This is a genomic window from Agromyces sp. GXS1127 (assembly GCF_050565425.1).
GTDB lineage: Bacteria > Actinomycetota > Actinomycetes > Actinomycetales > Microbacteriaceae > Agromyces.
Map to the genome: position 1 here is coordinate 347,188 of NZ_JBOCIG010000003.1, position 21,896 is coordinate 369,083.

22 protein-coding genes are annotated in these 21,896 nt (G+C 72.3%); 19 read left to right on the forward strand and 3 right to left on the reverse strand.

Going from position 1 to position 21,896, the window contains the following annotated elements; translation table 11 throughout:
• Nucleotides 1-64: 64 nt before the first annotated feature.
• A complete protein-coding gene (locus ACQ393_RS07050; RefSeq protein ID WP_430646115.1) occupies nt 65-826 on the reverse strand; it encodes a lysophospholipid acyltransferase family protein in 762 nt (253 codons plus the stop codon).
• Between the two features lie 86 nt (nt 827-912).
• Here ACQ393_RS07050 and ACQ393_RS07055 point away from each other — a divergent pair, with 86 nt between their 5' ends.
• From ACQ393_RS07055 to ACQ393_RS07065, 3 genes are all read left to right on the forward strand, one after another.
• Nucleotides 913-1,554, forward strand: coding sequence for a hypothetical protein (locus ACQ393_RS07055; protein ID WP_430646116.1), 642 nt, complete (start codon nt 913-915; stop codon nt 1,552-1,554).
• A gap of 22 nt (nt 1,555-1,576) precedes the next feature.
• Nucleotides 1,577-2,662 carry a 1-deoxy-D-xylulose-5-phosphate reductoisomerase gene (gene dxr / locus ACQ393_RS07060; protein WP_430646117.1) on the forward strand — a complete coding sequence of 362 codons (1,086 nt, stop codon included), beginning with the start codon at nt 1,577-1,579 and terminating at the stop codon, nt 2,660-2,662.
• Nucleotides 2,663-2,766: 104 nt separating this feature from the next.
• Nucleotides 2,767-4,092 (forward strand): M50 family metallopeptidase, encoded by a 1,326-nt coding sequence (locus tag ACQ393_RS07065; RefSeq protein WP_430646118.1) that lies wholly within the window; start codon nt 2,767-2,769, stop codon nt 4,090-4,092.
• Nucleotides 4,093-4,126: 34 nt separating this feature from the next.
• On the opposite strand, the gene ACQ393_RS07070 is transcribed toward ACQ393_RS07065, so the two are convergent.
• Both ACQ393_RS07070 and ACQ393_RS07075 read right to left on the reverse strand, forming a co-directional pair.
• A complete protein-coding gene (locus ACQ393_RS07070) occupies nt 4,127-5,407 on the reverse strand; it encodes a low temperature requirement protein A (protein ID WP_430646119.1) in 1,281 nt (426 codons plus the stop codon).
• Nucleotides 5,408-5,500: 93 nt separating this feature from the next.
• On the reverse strand, nt 5,501-6,685 hold the full coding sequence (locus ACQ393_RS07075; protein ID WP_430646120.1) for an acetyl-CoA C-acetyltransferase: 1,185 nt from the start codon (nt 6,683-6,685) through the stop codon (nt 5,501-5,503).
• A gap of 155 nt (nt 6,686-6,840) precedes the next feature.
• Here ACQ393_RS07075 and ACQ393_RS07080 point away from each other — a divergent pair, with 155 nt between their 5' ends.
• The 16 genes from ACQ393_RS07080 to ACQ393_RS07155 all read left to right on the forward strand — a co-directional run bounded on the left by ACQ393_RS07080 (nt 6,841) and on the right by ACQ393_RS07155 (nt 21,865).
• Complete coding sequence (locus ACQ393_RS07080; protein WP_430646121.1) at nt 6,841-8,037, forward strand: substrate-binding domain-containing protein; 1,197 nt, start codon at nt 6,841-6,843, stop codon at nt 8,035-8,037.
• 47 nt (nt 8,038-8,084) lie between these two features.
• Entirely contained in the window at nt 8,085-8,840 is a 756-nt protein-coding gene (locus ACQ393_RS07085; protein WP_430646122.1) for an ABC transporter ATP-binding protein, read from the forward strand.
• Nucleotides 8,837-9,565, forward strand: a complete 729-nt coding sequence (locus ACQ393_RS07090) for an ABC transporter ATP-binding protein (protein WP_430646123.1) — start codon at nt 8,837-8,839, stop codon at nt 9,563-9,565. The genes ACQ393_RS07085 and ACQ393_RS07090 overlap by 4 nt, the downstream gene beginning before the upstream one ends.
• Entirely contained in the window at nt 9,565-10,440 is an 876-nt protein-coding gene (locus ACQ393_RS07095) for a branched-chain amino acid ABC transporter permease (protein WP_430646124.1), read from the forward strand. Before ACQ393_RS07090 ends, ACQ393_RS07095 begins: the two co-directional genes overlap by 1 nt.
• Nucleotides 10,437-11,528 (forward strand): branched-chain amino acid ABC transporter permease, encoded by a 1,092-nt coding sequence (locus tag ACQ393_RS07100; protein ID WP_430646125.1) that lies wholly within the window; start codon nt 10,437-10,439, stop codon nt 11,526-11,528. The genes ACQ393_RS07095 and ACQ393_RS07100 overlap by 4 nt, the downstream gene beginning before the upstream one ends.
• A complete protein-coding gene (locus ACQ393_RS07105; RefSeq protein WP_430646126.1) occupies nt 11,521-13,098 on the forward strand; it encodes a class I adenylate-forming enzyme family protein in 1,578 nt (525 codons plus the stop codon). Before ACQ393_RS07100 ends, ACQ393_RS07105 begins: the two co-directional genes overlap by 8 nt.
• On the forward strand, nt 13,095-13,757 hold the full coding sequence (locus tag ACQ393_RS07110) for a TetR/AcrR family transcriptional regulator (protein ID WP_430646127.1): 663 nt from the start codon (nt 13,095-13,097) through the stop codon (nt 13,755-13,757). Before ACQ393_RS07105 ends, ACQ393_RS07110 begins: the two co-directional genes overlap by 4 nt.
• Nucleotides 13,754-14,572 carry a 3-hydroxybutyrate dehydrogenase gene (locus tag ACQ393_RS07115; protein ID WP_430646128.1) on the forward strand — a complete coding sequence of 273 codons (819 nt, stop codon included), beginning with the start codon at nt 13,754-13,756 and terminating at the stop codon, nt 14,570-14,572. Before ACQ393_RS07110 ends, ACQ393_RS07115 begins: the two co-directional genes overlap by 4 nt.
• Nucleotides 14,569-15,495, forward strand: coding sequence for an alpha/beta hydrolase (locus ACQ393_RS07120; RefSeq protein WP_430646129.1), 927 nt, complete (start codon nt 14,569-14,571; stop codon nt 15,493-15,495). The genes ACQ393_RS07115 and ACQ393_RS07120 overlap by 4 nt, the downstream gene beginning before the upstream one ends.
• A 31-nt stretch (nt 15,496-15,526) precedes the next feature.
• The gene (locus ACQ393_RS07125) at nt 15,527-16,318 is read left to right on the forward strand and encodes a CoA transferase subunit A (RefSeq protein WP_430646130.1); all 792 of its coding nucleotides are present in this window, start codon (nt 15,527-15,529) and stop codon (nt 16,316-16,318) included.
• 2 nt (nt 16,319-16,320) lie between these two features.
• A complete protein-coding gene (locus tag ACQ393_RS07130; RefSeq protein ID WP_430646131.1) occupies nt 16,321-16,971 on the forward strand; it encodes a CoA transferase subunit B in 651 nt (216 codons plus the stop codon).
• Nucleotides 16,968-18,047 (forward strand): alpha/beta hydrolase, encoded by a 1,080-nt coding sequence (locus ACQ393_RS07135; protein WP_430646132.1) that lies wholly within the window; start codon nt 16,968-16,970, stop codon nt 18,045-18,047. The genes ACQ393_RS07130 and ACQ393_RS07135 overlap by 4 nt, the downstream gene beginning before the upstream one ends.
• Nucleotides 18,048-18,161: 114 nt before the next feature.
• Nucleotides 18,162-19,223, forward strand: a complete 1,062-nt coding sequence (locus tag ACQ393_RS07140) for a YihY/virulence factor BrkB family protein (RefSeq protein ID WP_430646133.1) — start codon at nt 18,162-18,164, stop codon at nt 19,221-19,223.
• Nucleotides 19,224-19,312: 89 nt separating this feature from the next.
• On the forward strand, nt 19,313-20,359 hold the full coding sequence (locus tag ACQ393_RS07145; protein WP_430646134.1) for a YihY/virulence factor BrkB family protein: 1,047 nt from the start codon (nt 19,313-19,315) through the stop codon (nt 20,357-20,359).
• An 86-nt stretch (nt 20,360-20,445) separates the two neighbouring features.
• A complete protein-coding gene (gene ispG / locus ACQ393_RS07150; RefSeq protein WP_430646304.1) occupies nt 20,446-21,576 on the forward strand; it encodes a flavodoxin-dependent (E)-4-hydroxy-3-methylbut-2-enyl-diphosphate synthase in 1,131 nt (376 codons plus the stop codon).
• A 106-nt stretch (nt 21,577-21,682) separates the two neighbouring features.
• Nucleotides 21,683-21,865 (forward strand): hypothetical protein, encoded by a 183-nt coding sequence (locus ACQ393_RS07155; protein ID WP_430646135.1) that lies wholly within the window; start codon nt 21,683-21,685, stop codon nt 21,863-21,865.
• Nucleotides 21,866-21,896: the final 31 nt, after the last annotated feature.

A 21,896-nucleotide genomic window follows, 5' to 3' on the forward strand; every position in this document is an offset into this window, starting at 1 on the left:
CTGGGAACGACGTGGACCCGGCGCGCCGTTCCGTGACGTGCCGTGCCGCCGCCGGAGCGTCGCGTCAGACCCGTTCGCGCGGCGCGACGCGATCGGCGATCTTCGCGAGGGTGCCCTGCGGGGGTGCTTCGTTGTACTCGTTCGCGAGCTCCTGCCCCGTGAGTGCGTGGATCGCCGCCATGATCTCGTCGGTCGCGGCCCGCCGGGCGCGGCCGGAGGTCGCCGCTCCGTGGCGGCTCAGGTCGAGCGCTTCGCCGAAGCGCACGGTGACCGGGCGGATCCGGGGGACCGAGGACCCGACCGGCTGGATCTCCTGGGTGCCGACGAGGCCGACCGGGACGACGACCGCGCCCGTCGTCAGGGCGAGCCAGGCGATGCCGGTACGGCCCCGGTAGAGCCGGCCGTCGAGCGAACGGGTGCCCTCCGGGTACAGCGCGAAGGCGCTGCCCGACTCGAGGATCCGGCGGCCCTGGTCGAGGGCGGCCTGCGCCTGCGCGCCCGCACCCCGCTCGACGCTCACGGCCCCGATGGCGGTGAAGAACGTGCGGGAGAGCCATCCCTTCACGCCCGTCCCGGTGAAGTAGTGCGACTTCGCGAGGAACTGCACCGGCCGCGGGGCGGCGAGCGGGATGACGATGCTGTCGACGAACGAGAGGTGGTTCGAGGCGAGGATGACCGGTCCGGTCCGCGGCACGTGCTCGGCGCCCGTGATGGTCGGCCGGTAGATCAGGCGGACGAGCGGTCGCAGGACGCCCCGGACGAGTCCGTACACGGGTCCGGGCTTCGACCGCGGGGCGGGGACGGCGTCGGCCTCGATCTCACTCACTCTCCGACGCTACGTCAGCCCGTATGCGAGCCCCGGAATATTGCGGCGGCTCGGGTCGGGGGCCGCGAGTGCGCCATCATGGGCGCATGGACATCGCATCCGCCGACGTCGTCGAGTTCGACGGGACCGGGGTGCGCGTCATGGTCGCCCCCGGAGTCCGGCGCGGCGCGGGGGTCGACACGGTGCTGCGGGCCCACCTCGCGGCGTCGGCCGGCGTGCCGGCCGACGACGTCGAGCTCGACCACGCGTGCCCGGTCTGCGGCGTGCGCCACGGCAGCCCGGTCGTTCGGTACCCCACCAGCCCGTCCGGCGCGCCCTGGTACGCCGACGCCGCGACCGACGCCGGCGTGGTCGTCGCCGCGGTCGGCGTCAGGCATCCACTCGGCGTCGGCGTCGAGGCCGCCACGGCGGAGCCCGCGCCGACGCTGGACGCCGCGGCCCTGCACCCCGAGGAACGCGAACGGCTCGACGAACTCGATCCGTCCGCGCGCGCACTCGTGCGTGCACAACTCTGGGCGCGCAAGGCCGCGCTGCTGCGCGCCCTCGGACACCTCGAGGTGCTCGAGCCCTCGCGGATCGCCGTCAGCATGCCCGGCGACGACCACGGCGAGGCGCGGGTCACGCGCAGCATCCCCGAGCTCGGGTCGCGGTGGGAGGCCGTGCGGATCAGGGATGTCGCCGTGCCCGGCCGCGTCGCGGCATCCGTGGCACTGCTGCCGCGGCGCTGAGCGCGCGGCCTAGAGTGGCCGTGTGCGCAGCGTCATCATCCTCGGGTCCACCGGTTCCATCGGCACGCAGGCGCTCGACGTCATCCGGGCCAACCCGCGCCGGTTCGACGTCGTGGGCCTCGCGGTCGGATCGAACCGTGCGGAGCTCGAGCGGCAGGCCGAGGAGTTCGGGGTCGAGTCCACGGCGGTCGGCATCGACGAGGCCGTGCAGCTCGTCCGGAGCGTCGGCGCCGACGTGGTGCTGAACGGCATCACCGGTTCGGTCGGGCTCGGCCCGACGATCGCGACGCTCGAGCGCGGCATGACGCTCGCTCTGGCCAACAAGGAGTCGCTCATCGTGGGCGGCGACCTCGTCACCCGGCTCGCTTCGCCCGGGCAGATCGTGCCGGTCGACTCCGAGCACTCGGCGATCGCGCAGGCGATGCGGTCCGGCACGCACGACGAGGTGCGCCGCCTGGTGCTCACCGCATCGGGCGGTCCGTTCCGGGGTCGACGACGCGAGGAACTCGCCGACGTCACGCCGGCGGACGCGCTTGCACACCCCACGTGGGACATGGGACTCGTCGTCACGACGAACTCGGCGACCCTCGTGAACAAGGGGCTCGAGGTGATCGAGGCGCACCTGCTCTTCGACGTCGACTACGACCGGATCGACGTCGTCGTGCACCCGCAGTCGATCGTGCACTCGATGGTCGAGTTCGTCGACGGTTCGACGATCGCGCAGGCGTCGCCGCCCGACATGCGCCTGCCGATCTCGCTCGGCCTCGACTGGCCGAATCGCGTCGCCGCGGCCGGGAAGCCCCTCGACTGGACGAGCGCGCAGCAGTGGACCTTCGAACCGCTCGACGAGGCGGCGTTCCCCGCGGTCAAGCTCGCCAAGCAGGTCGGCCGCGCCGGCGGCGAGTACCCCGCGGTGTTCAACGCCGCGAACGAGCAGGCGGTCGCGGCGTTCCACGCCGGCCGCATCGGGTTCACCGAGATCGTCGACACCGTGCGTGCGGTCGTCGACGCGCACGAGGCGCCCTCGGGCGCGCTCACGGTGGAGTCGCTCGCGGAGGCCGAGCGGGTCGCACGGCGCGCGGCCGACCTGCGCATCGCGCGGGCGTGAGACGGGCGCCGTAGGACGGGCGCCGTCGGACGGACGCAGCCCCGCGGCATCCGCTCACAGTCGGCGGACAGCGCGCACCAAGGCATCGCCCCTACGATGACGGGGTGGAATCCGTGCTCCTGTTCGTGATCGGCGTCGCCATCATCGTCGTCGGCCTCGCCGTCTCGATCGGCCTGCACGAGATCGGGCACCTCGTGCCCGCGAAGCTGTTCGGCGTCAAGGTCACGCAGTACATGATCGGCTTCGGGCCCACGGTCTGGTCGAAGCGGAAGGGCGAGACCGAGTACGGCGTCAAGGCGATCCCGCTCGGCGGCTACATCGCGATGATCGGCATGTTCCCGCCAGGCAGGGACGGCCACGCCAAGGAGGACAGCACGGGCTTCTTCCGCTCGCTCGTGCAGGACGCGCGCGACTCGAGCGCCGAGTCCATCACGCCCGGCGACGAGCACCGCGCCTTCTACCGCCTTCCCGTGTGGAAGCGGATCATCGTCATGTTCGGCGGGCCGTTCATGAACCTCGTGCTCGCGATCGTGCTGTTCGGTGTGCTGCTGATGGGCTTCGGCGTCTCCCAGCCGTCGACCACGATCGGATCCGTCTCGGAGTGCGCGCTGCCCGCGACGAGCGAGCGCCAGACCTGCGAGGCCGGCGACCCCGCCGCGCCCGGAGCGGAGGCGGGCGTCCAGCCGGGCGACACGATCGTGGCGATCGAGGGCGAGCCCATCGAGACCTGGAACGAGTCCACCGCGATCATCCGCGAGCACCCCGGCGACGAGATCGCGGTCGTCGTGCTTCGCGACGGCGAGGAGGTCACGCTCGCCGTGACGCCGCTGCTCACCGAGCGCTACGTGGTCGATGAGCAGGGGCAGGTGGTGACGGATGCCGCGGGCGAACCCCTCACCGACGAGGTCGGCTTCGTCGGCATCGGGCCGGCGACCGAGACCGTGCGCCAGCCCGTCACGGCCGTGCTGCCGATGGTCGGCGAGAACGTGCAGGCGGTCGCCGGCATCATCGTGAACCTTCCGCAGCGCCTGGTGGATGTCGCGAACGCGGCGTTCGGCCCCGAGGAGCGCGACCCCAATGGGCCGATCTCGGTCGTCGGCGTCGGCCGCATCGCGGGCGAGATCACCAGCCTCGACGAGGTGCCCGTCGCCTCGCGTGCCGCGGGCCTGGTCGGCATCCTCGCCTCGCTCAACGTGGCGCTCTTCGTCTTCAACCTGATCCCGCTGCTGCCGCTCGACGGCGGGCACATCGCGGGTGCGCTGTGGGAGGCGATCCGACGCGGCTGGGCGAAGCTGCGGAACCGGCCCGACCCCGGTCCCGTCGACCTCGCCAAGCTCATGCCGCTCACGTTCGCGATGGTGATCGTCCTCGGCGGCATGAGCGCACTGCTGATCTACGCCGACATCGTCAAGCCCATCAGCGTGCTCTGAGGCGCGCCGAACGGCGGATCCCCCCGCGCGGAACTCAGGCGAGCGCCCGGGACAGCGCCGCGGCCTGGTGCCGGTGGCCGATCGTCTCGTAGCCGACGACGACCACGATCGGCGAGAGCGAGGTGATCACGATGCCCGTGCCGATGCTCGCCCCGGCGGCGACCGCCATGACCGCACCGACGAGAGGGATCAGGCTGCCGACGAAGAGCAGGATGTGGAACGGGTCGAACTCCTGGAGCAGCGCGGTGTAGATCGTGAACAGCGCCGTCGAGAACACCGCGACGGGGATCACGACCGTGAGCAACGCGATCGTGTCGTCGATGTGCGCCTCGCCCTCGATGACGTAGGCCGCGACGTGCAGGCCCGCCCCGGTCGCGGCGAGGGAGCCGAAGATCACGAGGTGGCCGTAACCCCATCGGAACCCGCGCTCGCGGTGCCGCGCGAGCACCGCCCCCGACGGCATGATGAAGTAGACCCACCAGAGGCCGAACGCGAGCATCGTGCCGCCGACGGTGACGAGCACGGCCTCGACGTCCCAGCCCTGCTCCTCGACGACGGCGCTGATCGCGAGGATGGTGCCGAGCACGATCTCGCCGAGCGTGATGATGACGAGCAGGCCGTACCGCTCGGCGACGTGGTGCGGATGCCACGGGGTGGGGTTTCCGACGCGTTCGGCGATCATCGGGCCCGCCATCTCGAACGCGACGAGCGCGCCCCAGGCCACGAAGGTCGTCGCGAGCGGCGGGTTGGCGAGCAGCAGCAGGATCCAGCCCACCTGGGCGGTCGAGACGAGCACCGCGTAGGTCAGCGCGGTGCGCCGTCGCGGCGGATCGTGCCGGGCGGCGCGCAGCCAGAGCGCCACGACCGCGACGCGCATGATCACGTAGCCGGTCACGACCACGCCGTTCTCGAGCTCGCCGCCCTCGTCGATGGAGTGGAACGCCTGCGGCAGGCCGAGCGCGAGGACGATGACGCCGATCATCACGACCATGGTCGCGATGCGGAAGAAGACGTCGTCGTTGTCGTACGCCGAGGCGAGCCAGGTGAAGTTGATCCACGCCCACGCGATCGCGAAGATCGCGAACACGAAGCCCGCGGTGGCCGCGGCGAAGTGGCCGAGCTCGAGCAGGTGCGCGGTCTGGCTCCCGGCCGCGCTGAACGCGGCGACGAAGACGAGGTCGAAGAACAGCTCCAGCGGCGTGGCGCTGCGGTGGGGCTCGTCGGGGTCGCGGCCCGTCATCCGGCGCAGCCGGTGGTCGAGGCGTGCCGGTGCGTGCGCGGGGCCGCCCGCGGCATCCGTCGTCGTCTCGCTCATCGGCGCCTCCTCACCCGGCGCCCCGAAGACGGACGAGGCCCGTGCCGTGGGGCCATTCCACCACAGCACGGGCCCGTCGACGCCGGTCGCGTCTCAGCGCGAGAGCAGCAGCGCCTCGCCCTGGCCGCCGCCGCCGCAGAGGGCGACCGCGGCCCTGCCGCCGCCGCGCTGCGCGAGCTCGCGCGCGGCGTGCAGCGCGAGGCGGGCGCCGGAGGCGCCGATCGGGTGGCCGAGCGCGATCGCGCCGCCGTGGATGTTGACCTTCTCGGCGTCGAGCGAGAGGTCCTTCATGGACTGCAGGGACACCGCCGCGAACGCCTCGTTGATCTCGACGACGTCGAGGTCGCCCGCCTGCCAGCCGGCGCGATCGAGCGCCGCGGCGATGGCGTTGGAGGGCTGCGAGTGCAGCGAGTTGTCGGGCCCCGCGACCTGACCGGATGCCCCGACGAGCGCGAGCCACGGCAGGCCGCGCTCCTCGGCCCATCCCCGGCTCGCGACGACGACCGCCGCGGCGCCGTCGGAGATGGGCGAGGAGTTGCCCGCGGTGATGGCGCCGCCCTCGACGAACGCGGGGCGGAGCCGGCCGAGCGTCTCGGGTGTGGAGTCGGGACGGACGCCCTCGTCGGTCGAGACGACGACGGGGTCGCCCTTGCGCTGGGGGATCTCGACCGGCACGATCTCGTCGTCGAAGAGCCCCTCGGCCTGCGCCCGGCCGGCGCGGACGTGCGACGCCGCGGCGATCTCGTCCTGCTCGGCGCGGCCGAGGCCGTACCGCTCGTTGAAGCGCTCGGTCGAGGCGCCCATCGACTCGTGGTCGAACGCGTCGGTGAGCCCGTCGTGCGCGGTGACGTCGAGCAGCTCGATGCTGCCGTAGAGGTGCCCCGTCCGGCTTCCGGGCAGCACGTGCGGCGCGTTGGTCATCGACTCCTGGCCGCCGGCGACGACGACCTCGGCCTCGCCGAGCCGGATCAGCCGCGCGGCATCCGTCACGGCGACGAGACCCGAGAGGCACACCTTGTTGAGCGTGATCGCGGGCACGCGCCAGGGGATGCCCGCGGCGACGGCGGACTGCTTGGCGGGGTTCTGACCGGCCCCGGCCTGCAGGACCTGGCCCATGATCACGGCGTCGACGTCGTCGGGGGAGACCCCCGCCTTCTCGAGGGCGCCGCGGATGGCGACGGTGCCGAGCTCGACGGCGGTCCGGCTGCCGAGGTTGCCGGCGATGCGGCCGAACGGCGTGCGTGCGCCGGCGACGATGACGACGTCGGGGAAGCTCATGACGGTGGGACTCCTTCGTCTCTGGTCGGTGCACGGGGTGGGGCACCGTTTCGGGTTGCGCATCGTGCGCGATCGACTCTAGTGTACGTTCCTGAGACCTGAACCACCTGTCAGGTTCGCCCCCGACACCGTCGTCACTCAGAGAGGCTCACAGCATGCGAGTTACACCGAAGTACCTCGCGCCGGCGCTCGTCGCCGCCGCGGCGATCACCCTGTCCGGCTGCGCACCGACCACCTCCGGGGGAGGCGACGCGGACGGCGCGGACGCCGCTCCCGTCGCGGTCGGCATGATCACGTCCCAGACCGGGCCGCTCGCCGCTTACGGCGAGGCCTACACCGCCGGCTTCGAGGCCGGCCTCGACTACGCGACCGACGGCACCGGCGAGGTCGACGGCCGCGAGCTCGAGATCACCTGGGAGGACGACCAGGGCAACCCCGACACGGCGGTGGCCAAGGCCAAGGACCTCATCGGCCAGGGCACGAAGGTGCTCGCGGGCACCGTCGTCTCGGGCATCGCGACCTCGCTCGCCGAGCAGGCCGAGCAGAACGAGATCCTCTACATCTCCGGTCCCGCCGCGGCCGACGCGATCACCGGCGTCAACGACTACACCTTCCGCTCGGGCCGCCAGACCTACCAGGACGTCGCGACCGCCGGAACCTTCATCGGCGACCCCGACGGCAAGAAGGTCGTCGTCTTCGCCCAGGACACCGCGTTCGGCCAGGGCAACCTCGCCGGCGTCGAGGCCGTGCTCGGCGGCCAGGGCGCCGAGGTGCAGGGCGTGCTCGTCGCCGAGGACGCGACCGAGTTCACCCCGTTCGCGCAGCAGCTGCTCGACGCGCAGCCCGACCTGATCTTCGTCGCCTGGGCGGGCGCTTCCTCGGGTGCGATGTGGACCGCGCTGCAGCAGCAGGGTGTCTTCGACGCCGCCCCCGTGGTCACCGGCCTCGGCGATGTCGCCACCTACCAGGCCTACGGCGACGCCTCGGCCGACATCTCATTCCTCAACCACTACTTCGGCGGCGCCGCGGGCACCGAGATCGAGGACGAGATGATCTCCGCACTCGACGAGGCCGGCGCCGTGCCCGACCTGTTCTCGGTCGACGGCTTCGTGGCCGCGCAGATGATCGTGCAGGCGGTCCGCGAGGGCGGCGACGACGTCGACGCCATGATCGACGCGCTCGAGGGCTGGACCTTCGAGTCGGTGAAGGGCGAGGTCACCGTCCGCGAGGAGGACCACGCGCTCATCCAGCCGATGTACCAGGTCAAGCTCGTCGAGGGCGCCGACGGCTGGGCTCCCGAGCTCATCGAGACCGTCGACGCGGAGACCGTCGCCCCGCCGGTCGCCGGCTGAGCGCCGCCGTCCGACCCGAACCGACCAGCAACGGAAAGCACGCGACCATGACCGACCACGCGGCGCTCGAACTCGAGCACGTCACCCTGCGCATCGGCGGCGCGCACCTCCTGAAGGACGTGTCGCTCGCGGTGCCCGAGGGCGAGATGCTCGGCGTCATCGGCCCGAACGGCGCCGGCAAGACGACGCTCTTCAACGTCGTCTCCGGCGTCCTCCGCCCGACCGATGGCGTCGTCCGCCTCGCGGGCGCCGACGTGACGGCACAGCCCGTGCACCGTCGCGCTGCGGCCGGCCTCGGTCGCACGTTCCAGACGTCGAGCCTCTTCCCGGCGCTCGACGTCCTCGAGAACGTGCGGCTGGCCGCCCAGGCCCGCGAGGGCCGCGCGGCATCCGTGTTCCGAACCCCCAGGCGCACGGATGCCGCGACCCGGCGCTCCCTCGCGGCCCTCGAGGAGGTCGGCATGGCCCATCGGGCGGACGCCGGCGCCTCGGGGCTCTCGCACGGCGAGAAGCGCAAGGTCGAGATCGCGATGCTCATCGCGATGGAGCCCCGCGTGATCCTCCTGGACGAGCCCATGGCGGGCGTCGGCTCGGCCGACGTCCCGGCGCTCACCGAGGTGATCCGCGGGCTCCATCGCGGCGGGCGGACCGTGCTCATGGTCGAGCACCACATGGACGTCGTCCTCGGCCTCGCCGACCGGGTCGCCGTCATGCACCACGGCGAGCTCCTCGCCGCAGATTCCCCGGAGGCCGTCATGGCGAACCCCACCGTCCAGTCCGCCTACCTCGGGACCGCCGCATGAGCGCGCCCGTCGCCGGCGAGCCCATCCTGAGCGTCCGCAACGTGACCGGCCGCATCGGCGGCCAGCAGGTCGTCGAGGACGTCTCGTTCGACGTCCCGGCGACCGGCGTGACCGCGCTCCTCGGCCGGAACGGCGTCGGCAAGACGTCGACCATCAAGTCGGTCCTCGGGCTCATCGACCGCACGGGCGAGATCCGCCTGGCGGGCGAGCGCATCGACCGGATGCCGACGCACCGGATCGTGCAGCGCGGGGTCGCGTACGTCCCCGAGGACCGCGAGGTCTTCGGGTCGCTCACCGTGGCCGAGAACCTGCGGCTCGCGGAGCGCGACCGGGCGCCCAGGCGCGAGCTCGTGGCATCCCTCTTCCCCGACCTCGAGGCCCGGCGCGAGCAGCGCGCGGGCACCCTCTCGGGCGGCCAGCAGCAGATGGTCTCGCTCGCGCGGGCCCTCGTGAACGAGAACCGGCTGCTGCTCGTCGACGAGCCGACCAAGGGGCTCGCGCCCCGGATCGTCGACGAGGTCGCCGACGCGCTCGCCGAGGCCGCCCGCACCGCGCCGATCCTCCTCGTCGAGCAGAACCTGCTCGTCGTCCGCCGGCTCGCCGAGCGCGTCGTCGTGCTGAGCAGCGGCCGCGTCGTTTTCACCGGCTCGGCCGAGGAGCTCCTCGACGACCACGACCGCGTGCAGCGCTTCCTCGGCGTGCACGACGAGCGGGAGGCCGCCTGATGGACACCCTGATCCTGCTGGTCGTCACCGGCCTCGGCCTCGGCGCCCTCTACTTCCTCGTCGCGAGCGGACTCTCGCTCATCTACGGCCTGATGGGCGTGCTCAACTTCGCGCACGGCGCGTTCCTCACGATCGCCGCGTTCCTCGGCTGGGAGGCCGGGCGCCGGATCTCCGACGGCACCTGGACGGGCCTCGCGATCTCCGCGCTCGTCGGGATCCTCGTCGGCGCGACCGTCGCGGTCCTCACGGAGGTGCTCATCATCCGCCGGCTCTACGAACGCCACATCGAGCAGGCGCTCGTCACGGTCGGCATCTCGCTCGCCGCGGTCGCGCTGTTCGAGGGCATCTGGGGCACCGACCCCATCTACACCGACCGGCCCGCGTGGCTCACGCAGACCACCGAGATCCTCGGCGCGCGGATCCCGAACGACCGGTTCGTGCTCATCGCGTGCGCGGCGCTCGTGCTCGGCGGGATCGTGCTCTTCCTGCGGAAGACCCGGTACGGCCTCATCATCCGCGCCGGCGTCGAGAACCGCCACATGGTGACCGCGCTCGGCATCGACGTGCGCCGCTCGTTCACGCTCGTCTTCGCGATCGGCGGCGCCGCCGCCGGGCTCGGCGGGGTCCTCGCCTCCGTCTACTACGGGTACGTCTCGGCGCACCTCGGCTCGGTGCTGCTCATCTTCGCGTTCATCGTGACGGTCATCGGCGGGCTCGGCTCGCTCACGGGCGCCGCGATCGCCTCGGTGCTCGTCGCCGTGCTGCAGCAGTTCGCCAACTTCTACCTCGGCGGCACCGGCGACCTCGTGGTCGTCGTGCTCCTCGCCGCCGTGCTGCTCATCCGCCCGCGTGGACTCATGGGGAAGGCCGCATGACCGCCAAGTCGCTCCGCCTGCTGATCGGCGGCATCCTGCTCGTCGTCGCCCTCGCCGTCCTGCCGCTCCTCGCGATCGACATCCCGGGCGTGCTCCCCGGCCCGACCTACACGCCCGGCACGCTGCAGCTGCTCGCCTTCGCGCTGCTCATCGCCGCGCTCGCCCTCACCTACCGGATGATGTTCGGCCTCGCCGGCCTGCTCTCGTTCGGCCACGCGCTGTTCTTCGCCGCCGGTGCGTACGGGCTCGCCATGACCCTCGAGGCCTTCGGGCCGGCCGAGTGGCCGAGCGCGCTCGTCTTCACGGTCGCGATCGCCGTCACGCTCGTGCTCGGCTTCGTGCTCGCCGCGACCGTGGGGGCGCTCGCGCTCCGGGTGACCGGCATCTCGTTCGCGATGGTGACGCTCGCCTTCGCCCAGGCCGGGTCGGTGCTGATCCGCCGCAACCCGGGCAGCGCGACGGGCGGCGACGAGGGACTCGCGCTCGACACCGCGCACGTGCCGCCCGAGCTCGTCGGCGTGGTCGACACGCGCAACCTCTACTGGGTCGCGCTCGGCATCCTCGTGCTCGTCTACCTGATCGTGCTGTGGGTCGAGCGGAGCCGAGCGGGGCACGTCGCGGAGGCGATCCGCGAGAACGAGCTCCGCGTGCGCGTCATCGGCATCCGGCCGTACGACGTCAAGCTCCTCGTCTTCATCGCCGCCTCGGTGCTGGCCTCCGTGGCGGGCATGGGGTACCTCCTCCTGCAGTCGGGGGCCGCGCCGCGCATCGCGACGGCCGACTTCACGCTGACGCTGCTCGTGATCGTCGTGCTCGGCGGTGCGGGCGCGCGCTGGGGCGCGATCGTGGGCGGTATCGTCTACACACTGCTCGACCAGCGCCTGACGGCGCTCGCCGGGTCGGACGCGATCGCCGCCCTGCCCGACGTCCTCCGGATTCCGCTGTCCGAGCCGCTGTTCATCCTGGGCACCCTGTTCGTGCTCGTGGTGCTGTTCCTCCCGGGGGGCATCGCCGGACTGCCGGCGCGCATCGCCACGGGTCGCCGGCAGGACCGGTCCATCGAACCGGAGGAGGCCGTCGATGCCTGACGGGCCCTGCACGCTGGGGCGCTGGACCTCGGACCGCGCACGCACCGGCCCCGACGCCGTCGCGGTCGACGACCGCGGGGTGGCGCTGACCTACCGCGAGCTCGACGAGCGCGCCGAGCGGCTCGCCGCCGCGTTCCGGGCGGTGGGCTATGCGATCGGCGACCGGATCGCGACGATCACCGGCAACAGCGCCGACCACGTCGTGCTGTTCTTCGCGTGCGCCAAGGCGGGCCTGGTGCTCGTTCCGTTGTCGTGGCGGCTGTCGCCCCGCGAGCTCTCCGAGCAGCTCGAGATCGCCGATCCGGTGCTCCTCCTCGTGGAGGACGAGTTCCAGACGCTGTCCCGCGCCACGCTCGGCCGGCTCGCCCGCCGCATCCCGGTCGCCGCGCTGGGCGCGCACGGGGTCGAGCAGCGCGTGCCGCACCCGGGGGCGCGCAGCGAGGCCCCCGAGACGCGCACCGAGGTCCGCGACGACGACGTGCTCCTCATCGTGTTCACGTCGGGCACGACCTCGCGGCCCAAGGGCGCGATGCTCACCCACGCCAACTGCTTCTGGACGAACCTGTCGCTGTCGAAGACCATCGCGATCGCCGAGCACGACGTGGTGCTCGCCGTGATGCCGCAGTTCCACGTCGGCGGGTGGAACATCCAGCCGCTGCTCGCGTGGTGGTCCGGTGCCACGGTGGTCCTCGAGCGCACGTTCGACCCGGGCCGCGTGCTGCGGCTCGTCGCCGAGCGCGGCATCACGACCATGATGGGCGTCCCGGCGAACTACCTGTTCCTCGCCCAGCACCCCGACTTCGCGCACACCGACCTCTCGAGCCTGGGCCACGCGGTCGTGGGCGGCGCCCCCATGCCGCCGGCGCTGCTGCGAACCTGGCACGCGCGCGGCGTGGCGCTCACGCAGGGCTACGGGCTCACCGAGGCATCGCCGAACGTGCTCTGCCTGCCGGACCGCGAGGCGCGCGAGCGCGTCGGCTCGGCCGGCCTGCCGTACGCCCACGTCGACGTCGCCGTCGCCGATCCGGCGACGGGCGAACTGCTCGAGGGCGCCGCGGAGGGCGAGCTGCTGGTCTCCGGGCCGGGCGTCTTCGCGGGCTACTTCCGGGACCCGGATGCCACCGCGACCGCGCTCCGCGACGGGCGCCTGCACACGGGCGACCTCGTGCGCCGCGACGCCGACGGCTACTTCACGATCGTCGACCGCCTGACCGACGTCTACATCTCGGGCGGCGAAGGCGTCTCGCCCGCCGAGGTCGAGTCGGTGCTCATCGCGCATCCCGCGGTCGCCGACGTCGCGGTGGTAGGCGTGCCCGACGACCGGTGGGGCGAGGCCGGCTCGGCCTGGGTGGTCCTCCGGCCGGGTGCGATCACGGATGCCGCCGAGCTCGCGGAGTTCGCACGATCCTCGCTCGCGGGCTACAAGGTCCCGCGCGACATCCGCTTCATCGACGAGATCCCGCGCTCCACGGCGGCGAAGACGCTCCGGCGCGTGCTCGCGGAACGGGCCGCGCGGCTGCGCGAGGCGGAGGCCGGCGCCCGCGCCGAGTCGGACGGGGCCCGCGCATGAGCGCCGCCCCCCGCACCGCCCGCGGCGAGCAGACCCGCAGGAAGCTCCTCGAGGCCGCCGAGCACGTCTTCGCCGATCACGGCTACACCGAGGCATCCGTTTCGCGCATCACCGAGCGGGCCGGAGTCGGCCAGGGCACGTTCTACCTGTACTTCGACTCCAAGCTCGACGTCTTCGACGAGCTCGTCGAGGACCTCAACCACCGCGTGCGCCAGGCGATGAGCGAGGGCGCCGCCGGGGCGCGGACTCGCCTCGAGGCCGAACGCGAGGGCTTCGCCGCGTTCTTCCGCTTCACGGCCGAGCACCCGGCGCTCTACCGGGTCATCCGCGAGGCCGAGTTCGTCTCGCCGGGCGCACTGCGCCTGCACTACACGCGCATCGTCGAGGGCTACATCGACGGCCTGAAGCAGGCGCAGGAGGACGGCGAGATCTCGGACATCGACCCGACCGTCGCCGCGTGGGCGCTGATGGGCATCGGCGAGATGATCGGCATGCGCTGGGTGCTCTGGGGCGACGGCGAGGGAGGAGCCGGCGACGATGCGGATCCGACCGCGTCGGGGACCGCCGCGGTGCCCGAGCACGTGCTCGACGAGATGATGCGATTCATCGGCGGCGCCCTCGGACGGGGCGACGGCCGGAGCGAAGGGGAGGACTCATGACGGCATCGGCCGGATCGACGGCATCGGCCGGATCGACGGCATCCGCCGGATCGACGGCATCCGCCGGACCGACGGCACTGGCCGGACGGCGCGCCATCGTCACCGGGGGAGCGAGCGGCATCGGCCTCGCGTGCGCGGAGGCGTTCGCGGCGGCGGGCGCGCACGTGACGATCGCCGACCTCAACGGCGAGGCGGCGACCGCGGCGGCCGAGCGCATCGGCGGCGAGGCCTGGCAGGTCGACCTCGGCGACACGGCCGCGCTCGCCGACCTCACGCTCGAGGCCGACATCCTGGTCAACAACGCCGGCATCCAGCACGTGCGACCGATCGAGCAGTTCGAGCCCGAGCGCTTCTCGCTGATCCTGCGGATCATGCTCGAGGCGCCGTTCCTGCTCATCCGCGCCGCCCTGCCGGGTATGTACGAGCGCGGCTGGGGCCGGGTGATCAACCTGTCGAGCGTGCACGGGCTCCGCGCCTCGCCGTTCAAGTCGGCGTACGTCGCGGCCAAGCACGGCCTCGAGGGGCTCTCGAAGGTCACCGCGCTCGAGGGCGGCCCGCACGGCGTCACGTCGAACTGCGTGAACCCGGGCTACGTGCGCACGCCGCTCGTGGAGAAGCAGATCGCCGACCAGGCGACCGTGCACGGCATCCCCGAGTCCGACGTCGTCGAGAAGGTCATGCTCACCGAGTCCGCGATCAAGCGGCTCGTCGAGCCCGCCGAGGTCGCGAGCCTCGTGCGCTGGCTGGCGAGCGACGACGCCCGCATGGTGACCGGCGCGAGCTACACCATGGACGGCGGATGGAGCGCCCGATGACCGGCGCGCGCTTCACGACCCCGGTGCCGTGCTCGGCTCCGGTCCGCGGCGGCGACCTCGCCGGCGGCCAGTGGCGAGCGGATGCCCCGGGCACGCCGGTCCTCGCCGTCCACGGCATCACCGCGAGCCACCGGGCCTGGCACCACGTCGCCGACGCGCTGCCGGGACGCCGGATCGTGGCGCCCGACCTTCGGGGTCGCGGCCGCTCGGCCGACCTCCCGGGCCCGTGGTCGCTCCGCGACCACGCCGACGACCAGGTGCGCCTCCTCGACGCGCTCGGCATCGACCGCGCGTTCGTCGTGGGCCATTCGATGGGCGCGTTCGTGACGGTGCGCCTCGCGGCGGCGCATCCCGACCGCGTCGCGGGCGTCGTGCTCGTCGACGGCGGGATGCCGATCCCGCACCCGGAGGGCCTGGCGCCAGACGAGGTGGCCGCGGCCGTGCTCGGTCCCGCGATCGCGCGGCTCGAGATGCGCTTCGCCGACGGCGACGCGTACGCCGACTTCTGGAAGGCGCACCCCGCGATCGGCCCCTCCTGGGACGAGCGGGTCGCCGACTACGTCGCCTACGACCTCGTCGGCACCGAGCCCGAGCTGCGCTCGTCGTCGGTCGCCGAGGCGGTCGGCCAGAACGTACTCGAGCTCGACGGCAGCGACGGCTACGTCGAGGACCTCCTCGCGCTTCCCGCACCGGTCGACTTCCTCCGCGCCGAGCGCGGACTCCTCGACCAGCCCGAAGCCCTGTACCCTCGCGAGCGGGTGGCGGCGTTCGCAGAACGGATGCCGGCGCTCCGCGTCACCGAGGTCGCGGGGCTCAACCACTACACGATCGTCATGACGGATGCGGGGGCCGCGCAGGTCGCCGCGGTGCTCGCGCCGCGGCTCGCCGAGGCGGACGCCGCGGCATCCGTCGGGCATCGCTGACGCGAACCGTCGCTGACAAGGAGGTCACACGATGACATTGGACAAGACCGTCGGATCGGCCGCCGAGGCCGTCGCCGACATCCCTGACGGCGCGTCGCTCGCCGTCGGCGGCTTCGGGCTCTGCGGCATCCCCATGGTGCTCATCGACGCCCTCCTGGAGCGCCGCGTCGGCGATCTCTCGGTCGTCTCGAACAACTGCGGCGTCGACGACTGGGGCCTGGGCGTGCTGCTCGGGGCGGGCCTCATCCGGAAGATGACCTCGTCGTACGTGGGCGAGAACAAGGAGTTCGAGCGGCAGTACCTCTCGGGCGAGCTCGAGCTCGAGCTGACCCCCCAGGGCACGCTCGCCGAGAAGCTCCGCGCCGGCGGCGCGGGCATCGCCGGCTTCTTCACGCAGACCGGCGTCGGGACGCAGGTCGCCGAGGGCGGTCTGCCCCAGAAGTACGCCGCCGACGGGTCGATCGCGGTCGCGTCGAAGCCGAAGCCGGTGCAGACCTTCACGGTGCGCGGCGAGGAGCACGAGTTCGTGCTCGAGGAGGCCATCACGACCGACTTCGCGCTCGTGCACGCGCTGCGGGGCGACCGGCACGGCAACCTCGTGTTCGACAAGTCGGCGCGCAACTTCTCGCCGCTCGCCGCGATGGCCGGACGCATCTGCATCGCCGAGGTCGAGGAACTCGTCGAACCCGGCGAGATCGACCCGGACGCCGTGCACCTGCCCGGCATCTTCGTCGACCGCGTCGTCGAGGTCGGGCGCGACGTGGAGAAGCGGATCGAACGACGCACCGTCCGCCAGGCCGGCGAGACGACGGAGGGGAACTGACCATGGCGCTCACCAGACTCGAGATGGCCGAACGCGCGGCGAAGGAACTCGCCGACGGCTCCTACGTGAACCTCGGCATCGGCCTGCCGACGCTCGTGCCGAACTACGTGCCCGACGGGGTCACCGTCGTGCTGCAGTCGGAGAACGGCATCCTCGGCGTCGGTCCGTACCCGACCGAGGACCAGGTCGATCCCGACCTCATCAACGCCGGCAAGGAGACGGTGACGGTGCTGCCGGGCGCGGCGTACTTCGACTCGGCGACGAGCTTCGGCATGATCCGCGGCGGCAAGGTCGACGCGGCGATCCTCGGCGCCATGCAGGTGTCGAAGGACGGCGACCTGGCCAACTGGATGATCCCCGGCAAGATGGTCAAGGGCCCCGGCGGTGCGATGGACCTCGTGCACGGCGCTCGGAAGCGCATCGTGCTCATGGAGCACGTCGCGAAGGACGGCTCGCCGAAGATCGTCGACTCGTGCTCGCTGCCGCTCACGGGCAGGGGCGTCGTCGACCGGATCATCACCGACCTCGCGGTCATCGACGTCACGCCCGACGGGCTGAAGCTCGTCGAGGTCGCGCCCGGCGTCACCGTCGACGAGGTCGTGGCGAAGACCGAGCCCGCCCTCGACACGAGCTCGGTGCAGGTGCTCGCATGACCGAGACGATCCTCCCCGGCATCACCGCGCACTCGGTGACCACGCCGCGGTACACCGCTCAGGTGCTCGAACGCCCCGCGGATCCCGCGACGGGCGTCGCGCACACCGTGCTCTTCGTGCACGGCAACGTCTCGTCGTCGCTGTTCTGGCAGCCGACGATGCTCGCCCTGCCCGCCGACGTGCGCGCGCTCGCCCTCGACCTCCGGGGCTTCGGCGGCAGCGAGACCCTGCCCGTCGACGCGACGCGCGGCCTCGGCGACTTCGCCGAGGACCTCGCCTCCGTGATCGCCGGACTCGGCCTCGCCGACGTGCACCTCGTCGGCTGGAGCATGGGCGGCGGGGTCGTGCTCCAGGCGCTCATCGAGCACGAGCCGTCCGTGGCATCCGTCACGCTCGTGAACCCCGTCTCGCCCTACGGCTTCGGGGCGACGGATGCCTCGGGCGCGCTGCTCACGACGGATGCCGCGGGCTCGGGCGGCGGGGGAGCGAACCCCGACTTCGTCGCCCGCCTGCAGGACGGCGATCGGACCGCCGACGCGCCGGCGTCGCCGCGCTCGGTCTACCTCGGCACGTACGTCAACCCGGGCTTCACCTCGGAGCACGACGACCGCTGGGTCGAGTCGATGCTGACCACCGCGATCGGCGAGGGCAACTACCCGGGCGACTCGCGGCCGTCGGAGAACTGGCCCGGCTTCGCGCCGGGCGACCGCGGCGTGCTCAACACCATGGCGCCCGTCCACTTCGACGTGAGCGGCATCGTCGACCTCCCGTCCAAGCCGCCGATCCTGTGGATCCGAGGCGCGAACGACGTGATCGTGTCCGACACGTCGTTGTTCGACCTCAACCAGCTCGGCGCGCTCGGCGTGATCCCGGGCTGGCCGGGCGCCGAGGTCGCGCCGCCGCAGCCGATGATCGCGCAGACGCGCGCGGTCCTCGATCGCTACGCCGAGCGCGGCGGAAGGTACCGCGAGGCGGTGTTCGAGGCATCCGGCCACTCGCCGCTGCTCGAGGAGCCGGACCGGTTCCTCGCGGAGCTCGTCGGGCACGTGACCGCGCAGGGGCGCGCCGCGGCCTGATCAGGGCCGCAGCATAGGTTCCCCGGGCGGCCGGCGCCAGTCCCTCCCGCTCGTGGCCGGTCGTCGCTCAGGATGGAGCGGCGACCGGTCCGGGCCGGCGCGGAGGGGGGGACCATGACCGAACGCGCCGTCCACGACGACCGCATCGCTCCGGATCCGGAGGATGCGCGCAAGCCCGACTCGCCGCCGGAGGTGTCGAAGCGGTCGTGGAAGTACGTGCTGCGCAAGACGCTGCGCGAGTTCGTCGACGACGAGTGCCAGGACAGCGCCGCCGCACTCACCTACTACGGCGTGCTCGCGATCTTCCCCGGGCTGCTCGCGCTCACCTCCCTCCTCGCCCTCGTGGGGCAGGGCGGGGAGGCGATCGGGGCCCTGCTCGACGTGCTCGAGCAGGTCGCTCCGCCGGAGGTCCTGCAGGTGCTCAGCGAGCCGCTGCGGAACTTCGCGGACTCGCCCGCGGCGGGTCTCGGCTTCGTCACGGGACTCGTGATCGCGTTGTGGTCGGCGTCGGGCTACGTCGGGGCGTTCGCCCGAGCGATGAACCGGATCTACGAGATCGAGGAGGGGCGCCCGTTCTGGAAGCTGCGGCCGATCCAGCTCGGCGTGACGATCGCCGCGGTGATCCTCGTCGCGCTCGTCGCGGTCATCCTCGTCGTCTCCGGTCCGGTGACCGAGGCCATCGGCTCGGCGCTCGGGCTCGGTGAAGCGGTGCGCGTGGTGTGGGCCGTGGCCAAGTGGCCGCTGCTCGCCGTCATCGTGATCCTCATCGTCGCCCTGCTCTACCACGCCACCCCGAACGCGAAGCAGCCGAAGTTCCGCTGGATCAGCCTCGGCGCCCTCGTCGCCATCCTGCTGCTCGTCATCGCGTCGGCGGGCTTCGCCCTCTACGTCGCGAACTTCTCGAACTACGACCGGACGTACGGCTCGCTCGCGGGCATCATCGTCTTCCTGCTGTGGCTCTGGATCGCCAACAACGCCCTGCTCCTCGGCGCCGAGTTCGACGCCGAGCTCGAGCGCGGCCGGGAGCTGCAGGCCGGCATCCCCGCGGAGGAGCGGATCCAGCTTCCGCCCCGCGACACCCGGAAGATCGACAAGGCCGAGGCGACGGAACGCGAGGACATCGAGCTCGGACGCCGGATCCGGGAGTCGCACGGGAAGGACGCCGACCGGGACTGAGCATCGACTGCGCCGCCCCGCCACCCCCTCGCGTCGAACCACCGGGCCGGGAAGGATGGACCACTCGTCCACGCCGCCGAGGAGGTGCCATGGAGCCCGTCGACCCACGTGACCCGCGCAAGCCCGACACGCTCACCGAGATCACGCCGCGCGCCTGGAAGTACGTCGCGAGGCGGACGGTCCGCGAGTTCATGGACGACGAGTGTGTGGACACCGCATCGGCCCTGACGTACTGGGGCATGCTCGCGCTGTTCCCCGGGCTGCTCGCCGTCACCTCGCTGCTCGCGCTCGTCGGCCAGGACGGCCGGGCCATCGGCGAGCTGCTCGACCTCGCCGAGGAGGTCGCACCGGGCCCCGCGCTCGACGTGGTCGCGGAGCCGCTCAGGAACTTCGCCGGGTCGCGGGCCGCCGGGTTGGGATTCGCCACGGGCCTCCTGATCGCGCTCTGGTCCGCGTCCGGCTACGTCGCGGCGTTCACCCGGGCGATGAACCGCATCTACGAGGTCGAGGAGGGACGGCCGTTCTGGAAGCTCCGCCCCTACCAGCTGCTCATCACGGTGGCCGCGATCGTGCTCGTCGCGATCGTCGCCGTGATCCTCGTGGTGTCGAGTCCGGTGACCGACGCGCTCGGGTCGCTGCTCGGCGTCGGGGAGACCCTCCGCGCCGTGTGGGAGATCGCGAAGTGGCCGCTGCTCGCGCTGGTGGTCGTGCTCGTCGTCGCGCTCCTGTACCAGGCCACGCCGAACGTGCGGCAGCCGAGGTTCCGCTGGATCAGCCTCGGCGCGCTGCTCGCCATCGCCCTGCTCGTCATCGCCTCGGGCGGCTTCGCCCTCTACGTCGCGAACTTCTCGAACTACGACCGGACGTACGGCTCGCTCGCCGGCATCATCGTCTTCCTGCTCTGGCTGTGGATCTCGAACTCCGCGCTGCTGCTCGGCGCCGAGTTCAACGCCGAGCTCGAACGGGCACGTCAGCTCCAGGCGGGCATCGCCGCCGAGCAGCGCCTGAACCTGCCGCGGCGCGGCACCAGCCGGCTCGACAGCGCGGAGGAACGGGAGTGGCGGGACCGCCGGGCCGGCCGCGCCATCCGGCGCCACGCCGATGCGGCGCGCGGGGACGACCTCCCGCGGGCGTGAGCTCGAGGGCCGCACCATCCTTCGATGGAGGCGCCGCACAGCGGGCCGGAACTAGACTCGGGACCGTGCCTGCAGTGAATCTCGGAATGCCCAAGGTCCCCGAAGTCCTGGCCCCGCGACGCAAGTCCCGCCAGATCAAGGTGGGCAAGGTGCTCGTGGGCGGCGACGCCCCCGTGAGCGTGCAGTCGATGACCACGACGCCGACGCCGAACATCAACGCGACCCTGCAGCAGATCGCCGAGCTCACCGCCTCGGGGTGCGACATCGTCCGCGTCGCGGTGCCGAGCCGCGACGACGCCGAGGCGCTGCCGATCATCGCCAAGAAGAGCCAGATCCCGGTCATCGCCGACATCCACTTCCAGCCGAACTACGTGTACGCGGCGATCGACGCGGGCTGCGCGGCGGTCCGGGTGAACCCGGGCAACATCCGCAAGTTCGACGACCAGGTCGCCGAGATCGCCCGTCGCGCGAAGGCGGCGGATGTCTCGATCCGCATCGGCGTGAACGCGGGTTCGCTCGATCCGCGCCTGCTGCAGAAGTACGGCAAGGCCACGCCCGAGGCGCTCGTGGAGTCGGCCGTCTGGGAGGCGAGCCTCTTCGAGGAGCACGACTTCCACGACTTCAAGATCTCGGTCAAGCACAACGACCCCATCGTCATGGTGAAGGCGTACCGCCTCCTCGCCGAGCGCGGCGACTGGCCGCTCCACCTCGGCGTGACCGAGGCGGGCCCGGCGTTCCAGGGCACGATCAAGTCGGCGACCGCGTTCGGCATCCTCCTGTCGGAGGGCATCGGCGACACCATCCGCGTCTCGCTGTCGGCTCCGCCCGTGGAAGAGGTGAAGGTCGGCCTGCAGATCCTGCAGTCGCTGAACCTGCGCGAACGCAAGCTCGAGATCGTGTCGTGCCCGTCGTGCGGTCGCGCGCAGGTCGACGTGTACAAGCTCGCGAACGACGTCACCGACGGGCTCGAGGGCATGAGCGTGCCGCTGCGCGTCGCCGTCATGGGCTGCGTCGTGAACGGCCCCGGCGAGGCGCGCGAGGCCGACCTCGGCGTGGCATCCGGCAACGGCAAGGGCCAGATCTTCGTCAAGGGCGAGGTCATCAAGACCGTGCCCGAGGCCGAGATCGTCGAGACCCTGATCGCCGAGGCGAATCGCATCGCCGACGAGATGGGCGTCGACGCGCCCGTCGGCGCACCCACGGTCGTCACCTCCTAGACGGCGGATGCCTCGCGGCGGGCGCCGCAACCCCTGTCGGCGCCCCGCCGGCGCGCGTAGTGTGTCCGCCACGGGCGCCGGGCGGCGCCCCCGAGGAGGAGCCACGGTGAGCGACGAGAAGTACGAGTACCCCGACGATGCCGGCTACCCCGACGGCACCGGCACGCTCGACGAGGGTCTCGGGCACGACGCCGTCGCCGAGCGCGGCGGCGATGCGGCGGATGCGGCGGAGACCGAGCTGAACGAGTTCGCGATGGAGGACGAGGAGGACCTGGACGGCAACGTCTGACCCGTCACGGGATCCGTTCGACCGGCGCGCG

Excerpts from the sequence above, each read along its gene's own strand:
- ACQ393_RS07115 (WP_430646128.1), top strand. The coding sequence starts at position 13,754 with ATGACGGCATCGGCCGGATCGACGGCATCGGCCGGATCGACGGCATCC.
- ACQ393_RS07080 (WP_430646121.1), top strand. The coding sequence starts at position 6,841 with ATGCGAGTTACACCGAAGTACCTCGCGCCGGCGCTCGTCGCCGCCGCG.
- ACQ393_RS07145 (WP_430646134.1), top strand. The coding sequence starts at position 19,313 with ATGGAGCCCGTCGACCCACGTGACCCGCGCAAGCCCGACACGCTCACC.
- ACQ393_RS07125 (WP_430646130.1), top strand. The coding sequence starts at position 15,527 with ATGACATTGGACAAGACCGTCGGATCGGCCGCCGAGGCCGTCGCCGAC.
- ACQ393_RS07085 (WP_430646122.1), top strand. The coding sequence starts at position 8,085 with ATGACCGACCACGCGGCGCTCGAACTCGAGCACGTCACCCTGCGCATC.
- ACQ393_RS07135 (WP_430646132.1), top strand. The coding sequence starts at position 16,968 with ATGACCGAGACGATCCTCCCCGGCATCACCGCGCACTCGGTGACCACG.
- ACQ393_RS07095 (WP_430646124.1), top strand. The coding sequence starts at position 9,565 with ATGGACACCCTGATCCTGCTGGTCGTCACCGGCCTCGGCCTCGGCGCC.
- ACQ393_RS07055 (WP_430646116.1), top strand. The coding sequence starts at position 913 with ATGGACATCGCATCCGCCGACGTCGTCGAGTTCGACGGGACCGGGGTG.
- ispG (WP_430646304.1), top strand. The coding sequence starts at position 20,446 with ATGCCCAAGGTCCCCGAAGTCCTGGCCCCGCGACGCAAGTCCCGCCAG.
- ACQ393_RS07110 (WP_430646127.1), top strand. The coding sequence starts at position 13,095 with ATGAGCGCCGCCCCCCGCACCGCCCGCGGCGAGCAGACCCGCAGGAAG.
- ACQ393_RS07090 (WP_430646123.1), top strand. The coding sequence starts at position 8,837 with ATGAGCGCGCCCGTCGCCGGCGAGCCCATCCTGAGCGTCCGCAACGTG.
- ACQ393_RS07105 (WP_430646126.1), top strand. The coding sequence starts at position 11,521 with ATGCCTGACGGGCCCTGCACGCTGGGGCGCTGGACCTCGGACCGCGCA.
- ACQ393_RS07130 (WP_430646131.1), top strand. The coding sequence starts at position 16,321 with ATGGCGCTCACCAGACTCGAGATGGCCGAACGCGCGGCGAAGGAACTC.
- ACQ393_RS07070 (WP_430646119.1), bottom strand. The coding sequence starts at position 5,407 with ATGAGCGAGACGACGACGGATGCCGCGGGCGGCCCCGCGCACGCACCG.
- ACQ393_RS07120 (WP_430646129.1), top strand. The coding sequence starts at position 14,569 with ATGACCGGCGCGCGCTTCACGACCCCGGTGCCGTGCTCGGCTCCGGTC.
- ACQ393_RS07140 (WP_430646133.1), top strand. The coding sequence starts at position 18,162 with ATGACCGAACGCGCCGTCCACGACGACCGCATCGCTCCGGATCCGGAG.
- ACQ393_RS07100 (WP_430646125.1), top strand. The coding sequence starts at position 10,437 with ATGACCGCCAAGTCGCTCCGCCTGCTGATCGGCGGCATCCTGCTCGTC.
- ACQ393_RS07075 (WP_430646120.1), bottom strand. The coding sequence starts at position 6,685 with ATGAGCTTCCCCGACGTCGTCATCGTCGCCGGCGCACGCACGCCGTTC.